The sequence below is a fragment of the Microcoleus sp. N9_B4 genome (assembly GCF_036701635.1).
In the GTDB taxonomy this organism is placed as follows: domain Bacteria; phylum Cyanobacteriota; class Cyanobacteriia; order Cyanobacteriales; family Microcoleaceae; genus Microcoleus.
This window is the reverse complement of sequence record NZ_JAUBRC010000037.1, coordinates 15,816-32,644: the sequence shown is the minus strand read 5'-3', so window position 1 is coordinate 32,644 and position 16,829 is coordinate 15,816. Positions and strand designations below refer to the sequence as shown.

General features: G+C 45.8%; 15 protein-coding genes. 9 read left to right on the top strand and 6 right to left on the bottom strand.

What is annotated here, in order from left to right; genetic code table 11:
* Positions 1-174: 174 nt before the first annotated feature.
* From QUA43_RS22275 to QUA43_RS22260, 4 genes are all read left to right on the top strand, one after another.
* Positions 175-1,125 carry an Rpn family recombination-promoting nuclease/putative transposase gene (locus QUA43_RS22275; protein WP_333376580.1) on the top strand — a complete coding sequence of 317 codons (951 nt, stop codon included), beginning with the start codon at positions 175-177 and terminating at the stop codon, positions 1,123-1,125.
* Positions 1,122-1,337 (top strand): hypothetical protein, encoded by a 216-nt coding sequence (locus tag QUA43_RS22270; RefSeq protein WP_333376579.1) that lies wholly within the window; start codon positions 1,122-1,124, stop codon positions 1,335-1,337. Before QUA43_RS22275 ends, QUA43_RS22270 begins: the two co-directional genes overlap by 4 nt.
* A 64-nt stretch (positions 1,338-1,401) precedes the next feature.
* Entirely contained in the window at positions 1,402-3,060 is a 1,659-nt protein-coding gene (locus QUA43_RS22265; RefSeq protein ID WP_333376577.1) for a CTP synthase, read from the top strand.
* 477 nt (positions 3,061-3,537) lie between these two features.
* Positions 3,538-3,960 (top strand): hypothetical protein, encoded by a 423-nt coding sequence (locus QUA43_RS22260; RefSeq protein ID WP_333080303.1) that lies wholly within the window; start codon positions 3,538-3,540, stop codon positions 3,958-3,960.
* Between the two features lie 173 nt (positions 3,961-4,133).
* Here the strand turns inward: QUA43_RS22260 and QUA43_RS22255 are convergent, their stop codons facing one another.
* The 4 genes from QUA43_RS22255 to QUA43_RS22240 form a co-directional block, all read right to left on the bottom strand.
* Positions 4,134-5,024, bottom strand: a complete 891-nt coding sequence (locus tag QUA43_RS22255; RefSeq protein WP_333376575.1) for an ROK family protein — start codon at positions 5,022-5,024, stop codon at positions 4,134-4,136.
* Positions 5,025-5,443: 419 nt separating this feature from the next.
* On the bottom strand, positions 5,444-6,151 hold the full coding sequence (locus tag QUA43_RS22250) for a tetratricopeptide repeat protein (RefSeq protein WP_333376573.1): 708 nt from the start codon (positions 6,149-6,151) through the stop codon (positions 5,444-5,446).
* A gap of 151 nt (positions 6,152-6,302) precedes the next feature.
* On the bottom strand, positions 6,303-7,526 hold the full coding sequence (locus tag QUA43_RS22245) for a murein transglycosylase A (protein ID WP_333376571.1): 1,224 nt from the start codon (positions 7,524-7,526) through the stop codon (positions 6,303-6,305).
* Complete coding sequence (locus QUA43_RS22240; protein ID WP_172192361.1) at positions 7,519-7,776, bottom strand: hypothetical protein; 258 nt, start codon at positions 7,774-7,776, stop codon at positions 7,519-7,521. The genes QUA43_RS22245 and QUA43_RS22240 overlap by 8 nt, the downstream gene beginning before the upstream one ends.
* A gap of 535 nt (positions 7,777-8,311) precedes the next feature.
* On the opposite strand from QUA43_RS22240, the gene QUA43_RS22235 reads away from it, so the two are divergent.
* The gene (locus QUA43_RS22235; protein ID WP_333376569.1) at positions 8,312-8,551 is read left to right on the top strand and encodes a hypothetical protein; all 240 of its coding nucleotides are present in this window, start codon (positions 8,312-8,314) and stop codon (positions 8,549-8,551) included.
* Between the two features lie 749 nt (positions 8,552-9,300).
* On the top strand, positions 9,301-12,612 hold the full coding sequence (carB, locus tag QUA43_RS22230; RefSeq protein WP_333376630.1) for a carbamoyl-phosphate synthase large subunit: 3,312 nt from the start codon (positions 9,301-9,303) through the stop codon (positions 12,610-12,612).
* A gap of 100 nt (positions 12,613-12,712) precedes the next feature.
* On the opposite strand, the gene QUA43_RS22225 is transcribed toward carB, so the two are convergent.
* Together QUA43_RS22225 and QUA43_RS22220 are read right to left on the bottom strand one after the other, a co-directional pair.
* Positions 12,713-12,967 (bottom strand): DUF6737 family protein, encoded by a 255-nt coding sequence (locus QUA43_RS22225; RefSeq protein WP_333376567.1) that lies wholly within the window; start codon positions 12,965-12,967, stop codon positions 12,713-12,715.
* Between the two features lie 53 nt (positions 12,968-13,020).
* Positions 13,021-13,623, bottom strand: coding sequence for a Uma2 family endonuclease (locus QUA43_RS22220; protein WP_333376565.1), 603 nt, complete (start codon positions 13,621-13,623; stop codon positions 13,021-13,023).
* Positions 13,624-13,870: 247 nt separating this feature from the next.
* On the opposite strand from QUA43_RS22220, the gene QUA43_RS22215 reads away from it, so the two are divergent.
* The 3 genes from QUA43_RS22215 (at position 13,871) to QUA43_RS22205 (ending at position 16,551) form a co-directional block, all read left to right on the top strand.
* Positions 13,871-14,533, top strand: coding sequence for a VWA domain-containing protein (locus QUA43_RS22215; protein WP_333376563.1), 663 nt, complete (start codon positions 13,871-13,873; stop codon positions 14,531-14,533).
* Between the two features lie 348 nt (positions 14,534-14,881).
* A complete protein-coding gene (locus QUA43_RS22210) occupies positions 14,882-15,667 on the top strand; it encodes a PP2C family serine/threonine-protein phosphatase (RefSeq protein WP_333376562.1) in 786 nt (261 codons plus the stop codon).
* Between the two features lie 191 nt (positions 15,668-15,858).
* On the top strand, positions 15,859-16,551 hold the full coding sequence (locus tag QUA43_RS22205) for a hypothetical protein (RefSeq protein ID WP_333376560.1): 693 nt from the start codon (positions 15,859-15,861) through the stop codon (positions 16,549-16,551).
* Positions 16,552-16,829: the final 278 nt, after the last annotated feature.

Here is a 16,829-nt window from a genome sequence, read left to right as displayed (position 1 = left end):
TTGTCGAAGCTATGATTGCTCTGGCCGACAGCAGTCGGCCACTTGCATCCCTATTGGGGTGATGTCGGTTGGGGCGATCGTCCGCGAACCCAACCTAGAAGATTGTATGATGATAGTTAAATAATTAAATAACTCTAATCTCAACCTCTCAACCTCTAATAAATTGAAAAAGCCATGAATTTTATTAACCCCAAAACCGACTTTGCATTTAAAAAAATCTTCGGCTCTGCTGAGAGTAAGGACATTTTGATTAGTTTCTTGAATGCCATGCTCTACGAAGCACAGCCCGTCATCGAAGATTTAGAAATTATCGATCCCTATTTAGCTCCCAAAATCAAGGGAGTAAAAGATACTTACTTGGATGTTAAAGCTAAGATTGATGGCAACAAAACGGTAATTATTGAAATGCAAGTATTGAATGTAGAGTCATTCGAGAAGCGAATTTTATACAATGCCACTAAAGCTTATTCAATGCAGCTAACCACAGGAAGCCGCTACAGCTTGTTAAACCCTGTGATTGCTCTGACGATTACAGATTTTCAAATGTTTGAGGATCTGGAAACAGTGATTTCGCGCTTTGTTTTCAAAGAAAAAAGTTTTTCAACCGAATATCTAGCTGATGAATTTGAACTTGTATTTGTTGAACTGCCAAAATTTGACAAGACCTTACAGGAGTTAGAAACGCTGACAGATAAGTGGATATATTTCATGAAAACTGCTCAAATTTTACGGTCGGTTCCCGAAGAGTTGGGAAATGTGCCGGAACTCCGGCAGGCTTTTGCAATTGCGAATGAAGCGAATCTCGCTCCTGATGAATTGGAAGATTTAGAAAGGCGAGAAATTTTTATTCAAGACCAGCGCGGTGCAATTACCAAAGCTACCAGAATTGGGAGAGAACAAGGTATCGAACAAGGTATCGAACAAGGCATCGAACAAGGCATCAAACAAGGAAAGTTGGAGTTAGTTGTGCGACTGTTGGAGCGCCGTGTCGGCCCGTTGTCGTCCCAGATTCAAACTCGCATCAGTCAGTTATCCGGTGAGCAATTAGAGAATTTAGGAGAGGCAGTTTTAGATTTGACCAGTGTCTCAGATTTGACAGCTAGGTTAGAGACCTATTTTTCATGAAGGAAACAAAAGCCTTCGTGAAGCTGGTTTTCTCAGAAGATCGATCGCCCTTGACTGGTGTCAGCCCAAAGCCCACTGATGAACAATCAACCGTTTGGAAATTGGCCCACCAGCTCAAAACCCCTGCAAACCGCCCGATCGAGGTCGTGGGCCACTCGTCCTATCCCCAGCCGTATTTGATAAATGGTCAAACACTGCTGGACAATTTTTGATTTTAGCTCTTAGAGTTGAGTGTTACCTTAACTAGAAACAGAAACATCTAAAGTCGAAAATCCTATGAGCAAATTTGTGTTTGTGACCGGCGGCGTGGTTTCCAGCATCGGCAAGGGAATTGTCGGTGCTTCCTTGGGCCGCCTCTTGAAGTCGCGGGACTATTCTGTCTCGATTTTGAAGCTAGACCCCTATATTAACGTTGACCCCGGCACTCTTAGCCCGTTTCAGCACGGAGAAGTCTTTGTCACGCAAGACGGTGCGGAAACTGACTTGGATTTGGGGCACTACGAGCGTTTTACCGATACTTCCATGTCTCGCCTCAATAGCGTCACCACGGGTTCCATTTATCAAGCGGTGATCAACAAAGAACGCCGCGGTGAGTATCAGGGGAGCACGGTGCAGGTGATTCCGCACATCACTAACGAGATTAAAGATCGAATTCACAGGGTAGCAAAAAATACCAATCCCGATGTCGTGATTACGGAAATCGGCGGAACGGTAGGAGATATTGAATCTTTGCCGTTTTTGGAGGCAATTCGCCAGTTTCGCAAGGATGTCGGCCGGCAAAATGTTGTGTATATGCACGTCACGCTGATACCTTGGATTCCTTCGGCTGGGGAGATGAAAACTAAACCGACTCAGCATTCGGTGAAAGAATTGCGGTCGATCGGCATTCAACCAGATATTTTAGTCTGTCGGTGCGATCGCCCGCTGTCTTTGGGCATGAAACAGAAATTGTCGGAATTCTGCAACGTACCCGAAGAATGTGTCATCACATCTCAAGATGCTAAAAGTATCTATGAAGTACCCCTGATGATGGAACAGGAAGGTTTGGCGCAACAAACGCTCAATTTGCTGCAACTCGAACATCGCCAGCCAGATTTGCATCAGTGGCAAACTTTAGTCAACAGGCTTTACAGTCCCAATCACAAAATTGATATTGCTTTAGTTGGCAAATACGTGCGGTTAAACGATGCTTATCTTTCGGTGGTCGAAGCTTTGCGGCACGCGGCAATTGCGATCGGCTGCGACCTGAATTTGCACTGGATTAACTCAGAAGATTTAGAATCGGGAAACCTCGATAATTATCTCAAAGGTATCAACGGCATTGTTGTACCGGGAGGTTTTGGGGTTCGGGGAGTTGACGGCAAAATAGCGGCGATTCAATATGCCAAAAACCACAAAATTCCATTTTTGGGATTATGTTTGGGGATGCAGTGTGCTGTGATTGAATGGGCGCGCAACACCGCTCAACTCAAAGATGCCAACAGCGCTGAATTTGACCCGGATACAGCAAATCCGGTAATTAATTTATTGCCAGAACAGCAAGATGTAGTCGATTTGGGCGGTACAATGCGACTGGGTTTGTATCCGTGCCGTGTCAACCCAGACACGCTAGCTTTCAAACTTTATCAGAAAGAAGTGATTTACGAGCGGCACCGCCATCGGTACGAATTTAACAACGCCTACCGCAATCTTTTCTTAGAATCAGGTTATGCAGTCTCCGGTACATCTCCAGACGGCCGATTGGTAGAAATGATCGAATTGCCCAACCATCCCTTTTTCATAGCCAGTCAATTTCACCCCGAATTCCAATCTCGACCTAGCGCCCCCCACCCCTTGTTTCAAGGGTTTATCCAGGCCGCTAGCATCCAGGGAAAGCAGGATGTTTTAGAAGATGAGGGTCGCGACTTGGTTGCCGGGAAAGTTGTCGCAAACTGATCTGATATCATGTGCGATCGATTAGTTCTGATATATTAGATGTCTGTAGGGGCGGTTCAGAGTAGACAATATTCAAATCGCCCCGACAATGGACATTACAAAACCCGCCCAACAGACCAATAGGATTTGATAGGGGTCGCACTTACCGGACTAGATATCGGGCAGCATTCTCAACGACTGAAAAACCTCCCCCCCAACCCCTATGCTAGGGCTGGGGGGCTAGTACCACAAGGGAGAAGGCAGAAGGCAGAAGGCAGAAGGCAGAAGGCAGAAGGTAAAAATGCTGATATTTTTACTTAACTTTTTACGGCTTTCAAGGGTGATACCAGTTTCCCAAAAAAATGCAACTTTAGGCAACTTCCCAACCCCGATAGTCATCAGTCATGCCCAATCTAAAATCTAAAATCTAAAATCTAAAATGGTATGAGTTGTCAAACTATCCTAAAATACCAGGAAACACAGGTTTGAGGAGGCTTTGTGGCTTATTGGAGCAAAATTACTTATGAGAAAAGTACATACATAATTGACCTTGACACTATTAGTGCTTTTTCTAGCGAACTGGATAACAAGCGTCTCACCTTTTGGCTGCCTAATAGCAGTCAGCCGATTATCCTCAATCCCCAAGGCAATTATGAGGCTTACAAGCAAGTTCTCGATTACCTAAAAAAAACCATCGATCGCAATTCTAGAGGTTCGTGGATTAAAATTCATTATGACCGCAAAGAATTTGCGATCGATATGAGTCGAATTAGCTCTTTTGCTTGCGAACAGAACGGTCGGCTAAGCTTTTGCTTGCCTGACAGCGCAACTAATATTATTATCCTGCGCCAAAACAACCCGGAAACTTATCAAGAAATTCAGGAATACATTAAAAATACGACTGGACAATCTCTGCCATGAAGAAGTCATTAGTCATTAGTCATTAGTTAGAAGCATGAACAAGGAAGGATGAAGGGAGACTATGTTGAGTAACTCCTCACATTCATTTTATTTTTTTTGAGCTAAAGTGCTTAGATTGCACCCTAATTTTAGATATGAAAAAAGCGCAGTAAAATGCGCTGGTTTTTTAAATTTTAACTTTGAACAAGCTGCAAAGCTAATTTGGCCGCGCCTACCATGCCTGCTTGATTGCCCAATTCAGCCACCAATAACTGTAAATCTTCGCGAGAACTCGGCAGTACACGTTGATCAATTTCTTCTCGAACCTTCGGCAAGAAAAATTCTGCACCTGCACTAATTCCACCGCCGATAATAATAGCTTGCGGCGTCAAAATATAAATGAGACTTGCCAAACCGATACCTAGATAGCGCCCGTAATTTTGCCAAAATTCTAAAGCTTTGGCATCTCCCGACTTAGCCAGATTTGCTAATTCTAGCGGTTCCAAACCCGTTTGCCGGCGAATTGCTTGCACCGAAACGTACTGTTCTAAAGAACCGCGATTGCCGCTGTTGCACTCCGGGCCGTCGGGATTTATAGTAATTAATCCTAGTTCTCCGGCCGCGCCTTGATGACCTACAAATAGTTTATCGTCTAGGATAACTGCCCCGCCGACTCCTGTACCTAAAGTTATTAAAATTAGGTCTTTAAAGTGCCTTCCTGCACCCAACCAAGCTTCTCCCAATCCGGCACAGTTGGCATCATTTGCTAATATTGTTGGCAGGCAGATTTTAGCTTCCAACCAGTCAGCGAGGGGGACGTTATGCCAGTTTTTGAGGTTAATTGCTACTCTGGCTATGCGGCCGGCGGCGTCTGCGGGGCCTGGAGTGCCGATGCCGATCGCACTTACAGCATTTTCGACCGGATTCAGTTGTAAAATAGCATCGGTCATCGCGGCTAAAACTGCTTCTGGCGTTGCCGGTTGAGGGGTTGGAAGAGTTAAGGATTGGTGACAAATGCCATCTTCGCTAAATCTGCCGAGTTTAATGGCGGTTCCGCCTAAGTCAATGCCGATTACTTGTGTCATTCGATTTGGGTTGTGGATGCAAGGATTTGGGATTAATCCTCATAGGATAAACATATTTTATGGTGCGGATTGTGCACCTTACCAATTAAGTTGGTAGTGAGGATTTATAGCGGTTCTCAAAAAAGTGAGGTATGCCCTATGCCCTATGCCCTATGCCCTATGCCCTATGCCCATGAGTACCTCATCTTTCTGAGAAAGGCTATAAATCCTCAAATTCCTATTTGAGTGTATAATAATTAGCGACAAAAACTGCGCTTAATTCTTAATAGTATCATACCGATCGCACTACTAGCAAAAATTATGGATAAGCTGCTACGCATTTAAATTGAATCCAGAGACGGGCATCCTGCCCGTTCCACAATAATTGTAGAAAAATAGACTGTCAAATTAGATGCACAACAGCTTACAAGCGAGTTCGCCTATTGAATTTCGCCTAACTTACGTTGCGCTACCTCTCGGTTGTGCAAAGCATCCTGATAGTCTGGTTGGAGAGCAATTGCCTGGGTATAAGATGCGATCGCATCTTCAAATCTTCCTAAATTATACTGCTCATTCCCTCTCTCGCACCACGCTTTCGCCTCTACATTAACTTCCGATTCAGCCTCCGCAGCTTCTGCGCCTCTGCGGTTCACTTCCCCAGAAAAACCCAAACCATCCCCAACAAACACCGCCTCAATCACCCTCCCCTTTGTATCCTCCTCCTCAACCTCCGGCAGCGGAAACCGTGTCAATATCTCCCGCCCAATTTGCCTCGCAACCTCTGACAATTCCCCGCTGCCAATTCTACCTAACAAAACCAGCCGCTGCGCCAATTCCTGAAGCGATGCCACCGCATCCGTAGCAGCGGTCTCATCATGTTCGCCCTCTAACAATCTTTCCCCAAACCGTCGCAGCCAAGCCGCTAATTCACCATCTTTAAGGCGTTTTGCGATTAAGAATCCCGCTACATCTCCTCGACTCCAGCCGGCATTCACCCCTTCCAGGATTTCCATGAATTTCGACTCGTATTCCGCGTCAGTTAAGGTTGGGCGGAGGGCGGTATTTTCCGAAGGCGGGGAGGGTTTGGTTGGGGTTCCGAACAGCCGCTGAATTAGTCGTTTGAAGAATTGCAGAATTTTGTCGAGCATTTGTGAGGTTGGGAGGGTGGGGTATTTTCTATTTTATAGCAATTATCAAAAATAGATTACATATTGATTGCCGGCGATATCTGTAGGGACACGGCATTGCCGTGTCCGGGATGGCGACGCACAGCAAACAATCACATGAAGTAGAATTAATCTACTTTAAAAGCGGATAATACAGTTCTCCAGTTGAGTTGATATAACCGGCCCGATCGCCCGCTAAATCCCCCGTTCCCATAAATACGTCAACTCTCCCCGCGCCTTTGATTGCGCCGCCAGTATCCTGATCCAAAACGTACCGATTCACGGCATTTTGTTCGAGTTGTCCTGCAGCATTCGGATAAGGGAGTTTTGTACTAATTAATGCTAGTGCGCCGGGGGGCATTAAAGCTTTATCGGTGGCGATCGACCTTTCGGCAGTTACTGGCACTCCAATGCTTCCTGTGGCTGGAACTCCATTACTATCCCGGAAGAATACAAAGCTTTGATTTTTCGGCAAATATTTGTTCATATCTGCGGGAAAGTTGGTGAAATATTCCCTTAGTTTCGGCAAATTTAACTCTTCTAAAGTAAACTTTCCGTCTTTAACTAATTCTCGCCCGACACCTGTATAACTGTGACTGGTTTTGCCTGCAAAACCGACGGTCATCACGCTACCATCTGTTAGCTGCAATCTCGCAGAACCTTGGACGTGCACGAGAAATGCTTGGAATCGATCGCGCAACCAAACTAATTCTAATCCTCGCAGCAATCCTTTGCTTCCCTGCAAAGCATCTTCGCCTTCTAATTGCAATCTTGTCGGGTGAGGTTTCGGCCAAGATGCCATGTTTGGCGGCATCCGGTACAGGGGATAGCGGTATTCGGAATTCGGCGTGCGAGATGCTGCGTAAGTTGGCTCGAAATAACCGGTAAATGCGACTGTTCCTTTGCCATCTTTGCCCGTGGATTTGTAAAATACAAATTCGCGCTTGACAGATTCCTGAAGTTGTGCAGGAGTTGTGGAACTGACAACTAATTGGCGGAATCGATCGAGGGAACGGCGGACTCGATCGCGCGTAACTCCTGCTACTGGATAGCGACTGTAAGCAGTGGCAGCGGCCGATGTATTGAGATAGCGGAGGCTGTTGTCGATCGACCTTAACAGCAATTCTTTATCGCCCGGTTTGCCATTTTCGCCCCAGATTTGAGCGTCAAAGGCGATCGACTCCAATTCACTCGCTTGTAACTGATTTACACTAATTGGTTGCAGCGACGGAACTGCAACGGCGGGCACCGAAAAAGCGATCGCCAAAACGCAACAGGCGATCGCTAATAGCTGATAGCGAAAAATCTTGCTCAATTTCCAATCTTCCCTACTGAATTGATTATTTTCCTTATTCATCGTATCGTTCGACGCTAGAAGTAAATATCGGTTCTACGCGAATTGCGAGAACGCTGGTAGGCCGAACTACCATGTATTCGCCTTGAATATTTTTAATCGGGACGTTAAGAAATTCTCTTGAATCTTGTTTCGGCACCAGCGTACTGCTGTACCACTTTTGAAAATCTTGCAGCGTTGCGAAACGCACTTCTTCGCGATGGCCGCCTTCAAGCAGCAGGTGCACGGAATATTCGCTGGGTGTTCTAGGCATATCTGTATTTTAGTTTTTTGATTTTAAGCTTTTGGAACGATTCCATATTTTACATCTTCCTCGGCGCATTCCCTCATCTATTAGGTTGGATTGAGGGAGAGGGAGAGACTGGGAGAGGGGGAGAAGGGGAGAAGGGGAGAGTGGGAGAAGGGGAGGGTGGGAGAGACCGGAGAGTTGTTGCAGGAAAATCTCAATCTAAAATCTAAAATCGATAGAGTTGTTGGAGAAAAATCTCAATCTAAAATCTAAAATCCAAAATCTTAAATCGATTGACGGTGGCCCCCATCTGCGGCTACGCTGTGAAAATAAGGCTGCTTTCCTCAAGGAGGAAGCAGCCCGCGTCGCTCAAAAATCTAGTTGCACTGCCCAAAGCTGCTACCAACAGCAATGGACAGCTAACCGCCAAACTGAGTAAGCAGTATGGAGGCTAATGGAGAATTCTAACATTCTCTGTAGCCGCCCTGCTCTGTGTTAACGTGCGGGGCGGCTGGGTTTTTGGGTTTTCCTAGAAAACCAAAAACCAGGAGATCATATTATGTCACAGGAATTCGTACCTGACGATAACTTATCCGTGCGTCCAAATGACGACTCAGCAGTATCCGAACAGGAAGTCGTGCGGATAACGGTTGTCGGTTCCCGCGCCGCCGTGTTAGAAACCATCCACACCTTGTACCGACTGGGATTTGCCGCCGTCGGGGATTGGAGTCCGCCACAGCGAGGTGCACAGCCGGGACAAGTGATAAGCGTACTCATTCGCCGATCGCGCAAAGCCTAAAAATAGGATGAAATACGGTAGGGACACGACACCGTGCCTTTCGTCGTGTCAACAAACACGTTAAACCCTCAGTCCGACAGCGGTTGAAACCCCTGCCTCAAAACTCAAGTCCTCGCTATGAGGACTCAGAAGAAGACTTTTAAACTCATTAGTCCTCTTGAGAGGACTTTAGCTATTAGACAGGGAATTCATTCCCTGGCGGACTGATGGGCGCGTGGGAGGACTGGCGGACGATGGGCTTAAGTTGACACGATGGAGGACACGACATTGCCGTGTCCTCCATCGCCCCGGCTACATGGCTATATCTACGATTGTCACATCCTCCGAGGGCGATGGCGTCCCGGCCCGCAAGATACGGGAAATTTCATCATCCAACCCGGTTAATTCTACCCGTTCCCCACAGTCAGGACAGGCCTGGGCCGAAGTCTCTACAATGATTAATCAGGCGGAATACAGGGATTGTGTATTTTAGAACACGATTTGACCGCAACACTTAAAATAGTCTTGATTTACCGATCGACTGCACCCTTTTCTCATCAATATATCTGGTTAGCTGGGGGTGTCTGTCAGCCGGAGTTGCGAGGTTTTGCTTCCAAAATGCTGATAATGGTGCACAATTTCAAATTAACAACAAAACTTGCACTATTTTGAGTAAGCTTTTGGGGGAACAGCTTAGAAAGCCTGTTTCTAAGACTGATGCAAAATATCAAATTAATCCTCAACCTTGTCCAATTACTAATTACGAACCTATGCCCCGTCGTCAAGACTTAAAAAAGATTCTTCTCATTGGTTCCGGCCCAATTGTTATCGGTCAAGCGTGCGAATTTGACTATTCAGGAACACAAGCTTGCAAAGCTTTGCGAGAAGAAGGCTTTGAAGTAGTGTTGGTGAATTCCAACCCTGCAACTATTATGACCGATCCGGAAACTGCCGATCGCATTTACATCGAACCTCTAACGCCGGCAATCCTGGAACAAATCATTGCTAAAGAAAGACCTCAAGCAATTTTACCGACAATGGGCGGTCAAACTGCGCTAAATTTAGCAGTTGCAGTCGCTAAAAATGGCGTTCTAGAAAAATACAAAGTCGAGTTGATTGGTGCTAAGTTGCCAGCAATTGAAATGGCAGAAGATCGGCTATTATTTAAAGAAGCGATGGCGCGAATCGGGGTCGCAGTTTGCCCTTCGGGAATTGCCAACACTCTCGACGAAGCCAAAGCAATTGGTCACCAAATCGGCAGTTATCCGTTAATTATTCGTCCTGCTTTTACAATGGGCGGCACGGGAGGCGGCATTTCTTACAATCAAGAAGAATTTGAAGAAATGGCACAAGGCGGGATTGATGCCAGTCCAGTATCGCAAATTTTGATCGAACAATCTTTGATTGGTTGGAAAGAGTACGAACTGGAAGTAATGCGGGATTTGGCAGATAATGTGGTGATTATTTGTTCGATCGAGAATCTCGACCCGATGGGCGTCCACACCGGCGATTCTATCACCGTCGCCCCGGCGCAAACTCTCACAGACAAAGAATATCAGCGCCTGCGAGATGCTTCGGTGAAAATTATTCGCGAAATCGGAGTTGAAACCGGCGGTTCCAATATTCAATTTGCCGTCAATCCTGTCAACGGAGATTTCATCGTTATTGAAATGAACCCTCGGGTTTCCCGTTCCTCCGCCTTGGCCTCGAAAGCAACTGGTTTCCCTATTGCCAAAATGGCGGCAAAATTAGCGGTAGGTTACAGCCTAGACGAAATTTCCAACGATATCACAAAGAAAACTCCGGCGTCTTTTGAGCCGACAATTGACTACGTGGTGACGAAGATTCCCCGATTTGCCTTTGAAAAGTTCCCTGGTTCCGAACCGACTCTGACAACGCAAATGAAGTCGGTTGGGGAGGTAATGGCGATCGGGCGCAGCTTCAATGAATCCTTCCAAAAAGCCCTGCGGGGATTGGAAACAGGCCGCGCAGGTTTCGGGTGCGACAAACCGGAAAAGTTGCCGAGTTTGGAACAAATTCGCGCCGGATTGCGAACGCCAAATCCCGATCGCATTTTTACAGTTCGCCACGCGATGATGATGGGAATGTCGGTGGAAGATATCTTTGAGTTCACAGCAATCGACCCTTGGTTTTTGGATAAAATGCAGGAATTGCTGGAAACTGAGAAGTTCTTGAAACGAACGCGGTTGGAACAGTTGACAAAAGAGACAATGTTTGAAGTAAAGCAGTTGGGATTTAGCGATCGCCAAATTGCTTACGCCACCAAAACATCGGAAGATCAAGTCCGCGCTTATCGCAAACAGTTAGGCGTAATTCCGATTTACAAAACAGTCGATACCTGTGCCGCTGAATTTGAAGCGTTTACGCCGTATTATTATTCCACCTACGAAGCGGGAGCGGCAATTTGGGAATTGGGCGATGAAGAAAAGAAAATTTCGCCTGTGGGCCACAGTCTCGCGCCGGAGTCGGAAGTTTTGCCTTCTACCAAACGAAAAGTGATGATTTTAGGTGGCGGGCCGAACCGGATCGGACAGGGAATTGAGTTTGATTACTGCTGCTGTCACGCTTCCTATTCCCTAGGAGAAGACGGCTTTGAGACAATTATGGTCAACTCGAACCCAGAAACGGTTTCGACGGATTATGATACGAGCGATCGCCTGTATTTTGAACCGCTAACAAAAGAAGATGTTCTCAACATCATCGAAGCCGAAAATCCCGAGGGAATAATTATTCAATTTGGCGGTCAAACACCGCTCAAGTTGGCGCTTCCTTTACAAAAAGCTCTCGAAAATCACCCCGACGTACAAACAAAAATCTGGGGAACTTCGCCGGATTCCATTGATACTGCTGAAGACAGGGAGCGATTTGAAAAAATTCTGCGGGAATTGGATATTCAGCAAGCGGCTAACGGTTTGGCACGCAGTTTTGAGGATGCTTTAATAGTAGCTCAACGGATTGGTTATCCGGTAGTGGTGCGACCGAGTTACGTGTTGGGCGGGCGAGCAATGGAAATTGTTTATTCCGATACGGAATTGGAACGTTACATGACCTATGCCGTGCTAGTAGAACCGGATCATCCGATTTTAATTGATAAGTTTTTGGAGAATGCGATCGAGGTGGATGTCGATGCGATCGCCGATGTGACGGGCAATGTGACGATCGGCGGTATTATGGAACACATCGAGGAAGCGGGAATCCACTCCGGCGACTCTGCTTGTTCTATCCCTTACCAAACGCTTTCTGATGCAGCTTTGGTAACAATCCGCCGCTGGACTGTAGAATTAGCAAAATCCCTGAAAGTAATCGGGTTGATGAATATTCAATTTGCTGTTCAAGGGGAACAAGTTTTCATCTTGGAAGCTAATCCGCGAGCTTCTCGAACAGTACCTTTTGTCTCCAAGGCGATCGGAGTTCCCTTAGCAAAAATGGCCTCGCGAGTCATGTCTGGCAAAACTCTAGAAGCTTTGGGTTTTACTGAAGAGATTATACCCACTCATGTTTCGGTAAAAGAAGCTGTATTGCCCTTTGCTAAGTTCCCGGGAACAGATACCTTATTAGGGCCAGAAATGCGATCGACCGGCGAAGTCATGGGAATTGACACCGATTTTGGCAAAGCCTTTGCCAAAGCTCAATTAGGTACTGGACAAATGATGCCGCTGTTGGGAACTGTGCTGGTTTCGATGCGCGATCGGGACAAACTAGCAGTTGTACCCGTTGTCAAGGAATTCTTAGAATTGGGTTTCAGAGTAGTCGCAACTCACGGAACACGCAAAGTTTTGCAAGAGCAAGGTTTACAGGTAGATTTGGAATTGAAACTGCACGAAGGGCGGCCTAATTTGTTGGATTCGATCAAGAATGAGAAAATTCAACTAATTATCACCACGCCTTCCGGCGAAGAATCCCGCGCCGACGGCATCTTTATCCGCCGCACAGCTTTGACTTACAAAATCCCGATTATTACCACAATAGCCGGTGCCAAAGCCACAGCAGCGGGAATTCGATCGCTCAAATCCCACCCGATGGAAGTAAAAGCAATTCAAGACTATTACCCGCAAACCTAGACTGCGAAACACTCAAAGGTAGGGTGTGCACCGCGCACCTTACCCACAACATAGGGTGCACACCACCAAAACCTAAACGTAGGGTGTGCACCACCAAAACCTAATCTGGATGAGAATCTAAAACTCCGCTAGACAGCATCAACCTCGGCCAAACTAACAAGAAAAAACCCATCCAAGCTAATAAAGGAATCGCGACTAAAACAGTTATCCAAACAGTTTTTAATAAAAACCAACTACCACTAATCAGGCTAGTACCAGTTAAAAGAATCGACCAAGGCTGGCACCACCAAGGTTTGTAACTCCAAGGACTAATAGCTTTTTGATTAGAAAGTTTTTTATCAGAAATAGATTTCATATTTTTAGTGATTGTTTATGGAGAATAGTCGGGGGTAGCTTGATTAACGGAAGTTAAACATTCATCACCTCTTCTGCTGTCAGCGTTAATTCTGGAAAAGTCCGCGATACAATTCGTTCGCTGCCTTTAAACGCGCTTCTTTGATAGTTGCCATCTGCCTCCAAAAGGTGAACAAATACAGTTGGTACTTTGGGATTTCCCAGAAAATCCCTGCTGCCAATTGCTAAATAATCGACAATCCAATACTCAGGAACTCCGAGGCGCCGATATTCGTCCAATTTGTCTATATAATCGTCCTCCCAATTTGTTGATGTTACTTCCACTGCCAGTTGGATTGGTTCTCGCAATGCAGCATAAGCAGAACGGTTCGATCGCCACAAATCGCGATCGATTACGCTGACATCCGGTCTCCGTCCTTGTTCGCTTCCGGCTTTACTTACAGTTCTGATAACGGCGGTATTTTTGACTACATAATTTAAACTTAGCCGTTTAATTTCATCTTTAAATGAGTCAGACGTAAAATCAGCAAAATCATCATGATTTCTGGTGGAATTCATCTCTACAATTTCTCCATTTACCAGTTCATAGAGTCCATCTTCTGGACATTCTACAAGGAATTGGTCAAAGGTTAATTTCTGTGTGACTGTTGCAATCATAAGATTTATCCTTATTTTGCAGTAATACTATTAGTCTATATTACCACAGGCAGGAATAAATTTGTTTTTTTGACGGCAGACATCCAATTCTAAAATCTAAAATCTACCATTAAAAATCTCAAATCGATTCAGGTAAATGGTAAAATGCGATCGCCAGCGGGCAGATTGAGTTAAATATGTCACCTACTTGCTAGGGTAGAAAGTAACAAACCTAGAAATCGAGCCACTCCCAGGTCAACCCCGAACCATGAGACTAGACGAAGCCGTAGAATTTGCCGAAAACCCAGAGCCGCGCTGTCCCTGCGTCCTCCTGCTGGACACCTCCGGCTCCATGCAAGGCGCACCCATAGATGCCTTGAATGAGGGGCTGGAAATTTTTAGGAATGACCTAATTAAAGACGAACTAGCTAAAAAGCGAGTTGAAGTGGCGATTATTTCATTTGACAATCAAATCAAAGTCGTGCAAGACTTCGTTACCGCCGACCAGTTTGAGACGCCACTGCTGACAGCTCAAGGACAAACCCACATGGGCGCAGGGATTCAGCTAGCATTAGATACCATTGCCGCCCGCAAATCCGAATACCGCAACAACGGCATTACCTACTACCGCCCGTGGGTATTCATGATTACTGACGGCGAACCTCAAGGTGAATCAGACGATGTTGTGGAAATAGCAGCACAGCGGATTAAAGAGGAAGAAATTAATAAGCGCGTGGCATTTTTTGCAGTCGGAGTGGAAGGTGCTAATATCACCCGTCTGGCGCAAATTGTAGAGCGCACGCCTGTAAAATTGAGAGGATTAGACTTTAGAGAGATGTTCATCTGGCTGTCAGCTAGTATGCAGAGAGTTTCTCACTCAAAAATTGATGAACAAGTAGCACTGCCGCCACCCGGATGGGGAACAGTTTAGTCATTGGTCATTGGTCATTAGTCATTGGTCATTGGTCATTAGTCATTAGTCATTAGTCATTGGTCATTAGTCATTAGTCATTGGTCATTAGTCATTAGTAAGAGTGCCGTGTCCCTACGGCACGGCCGTGTCCTTATAAGGGCTATAGCGGTTCTCAAAAAAGTGAGGTATGCCCTATGCCCTATGCCCTATGCCCTATGCCCTATGCCCATGAGTACCTCATCTTTCTGAGAAAGGCTATAGTACCTACGAACCCAGAAAAGTGCTGTGCTGTAATTAGGGATAAATAAACCCGTCCAGACTTTGCAGAGTTGTGAATTTACGAAGTTTTGAGTTAAAGAGTTATTAATGCAGAATTCATCCTTTAATTGGCAAGTTGTAGCGGCATCGGTGATAGGTACGAGCCACGAAAAACGATCGCAGCCTTGTCAAGATGCCCACTGCTGGCGTCTCTTGCCAAACGGTGTTTTAGCGGCAGCAGTTGCCGATGGTGCGGGTTCCGCAGCACTCGCAGAAGTTGGGGCGAAAATTGCTGTGGAAGCGGTTGTTGAAACGATTTGCCAGCAACAGGAAAGGCTGCCTCAAAATGACGATGAATGGCAGGTATTCTTGACAGCATCACTGCAAGTCGCGCGGGCGCAGGTGGAAGCAGAAGCGGAAGTGCGGGAAGTGGCTGCGAGAGATTTAGCCTGCACTTTAATTGCGGTTGTTGCTACGCCAGAATTAATCGCAGTTGCTCAAATCGGCGACGGTGCGGCGGTGGCGGGTGATAGTGCAGGAAATGCGATCGCCCTGACTGTACCTCCCTGCGGCGAATACATCAACGAAACTATCTTTTTGATTTCGCCGAATGCGATAGAAACAGCGCAATTTCAGGTACTTCGGGAAAAACTGCGACACTTAGCCGTTTTTTCCGACGGCTTGCAAATGCTAGCGCTCAAAATCCCGGAAGGCACGCCGCACGGGCCGTTTTTTGCGCCTTTGTTTCGGTTTTCTGGCGAGTGGAAAGAAGAAGATGATGCGAAACAGCAGTTAGAGTCATTTTTGCGATCGCCCCGCGTTTCCGAACGCACCGATGATGACTTAACATTATTGTTAGCAACTTTTGCGAGTTCGGAGGCACAGGACAATTAAAAATAGACATTTTGCCAAAGCCAACACCCATCTGCGTGAATTGGCGTTGATCTGGGGTTAAAAATTTCCGATTCTAAATTTTGCAACAAGTCTAATGCGTTCAACCTAATCAGCGGTGAAAATTTGGCGCGGTTCTATAATAAAATCGAGGTGTCAACAATTCTGGTTTAGTTTGTACAGTAGGTCGTCGTTTGCAAGCACAAGAGATTAAGGATAAGCTCAACTCCCTAATTAGCGCCGCAGATCCAATAGATCCGAGTTTGGCGAAAAGATTGGATGAAATAAATCGCTGGGTGAAAGATGTTAAACCCGGTTCGCTAACGGCTAAAAAATTTGTGATGGCTTTTTTGCTGCAGCTTATCCGAGATTCTCAGGTTTGGCTGGCAGTTCAATCTCTACCTTCGGAAAGAGAACAGCAAGCCGCTTTTGAGTTAATGACGCCGGGGGAAAGGTATTGGTACAGCTATCTATTTCCTAAATGGCTGAGCGAAAACGATCGCAAATTTTACATTTGGAAACAAAAACTGAAAGCTGGTAAATTCGATCCGGCTGATGATCTCGTCATTCGTGCGATCGCAGCCCGGATAGTCGATCGCCAAGGCACTGTTTTGTATCGATATGTTGCAGATCTTTCTATGGCAACCGATTCGATCGTTAGCAGTCGCCAACAGCAGCCCCTCTGCATTCAAGTCACAACTCTTTCGGATGAATTCTCTGAACAAAAATATCAGAATTGGCAACAAACTCTTCAAGATTGGGGGATTGACAGAGGATTATTTTTAAGTTATGATAAAAACGATGCAAATTTCCTGAATCAGTTAGTTAACATTGCATTATATAATAGCGATAATTTGCCTGCAGGTCGTTACCTCAAGTTCCCGTAAATCAAGCAGATCTACTGCTGAGAATAATTCGACTGCTAAAAACTTGGTGAAAATTTTTTTTGACTCACTCACATATTGCACAATTTTCGACAATGCCAAAAACCTAAGCTCCAGCCAGCTTCGGGAAAAGGGAAAACAGACCAAGATTTTTCCTCCCCTTTTCTGTTTCCGAGAGGGGTCTGCGAGACGGTGGCAACAGGTGCTTGATAGGAAGGCTCAGCAATGGGAAGATTTACCGCAGCAATCAATCTTGTGAAATAACTAGCAACTCTGCCTAA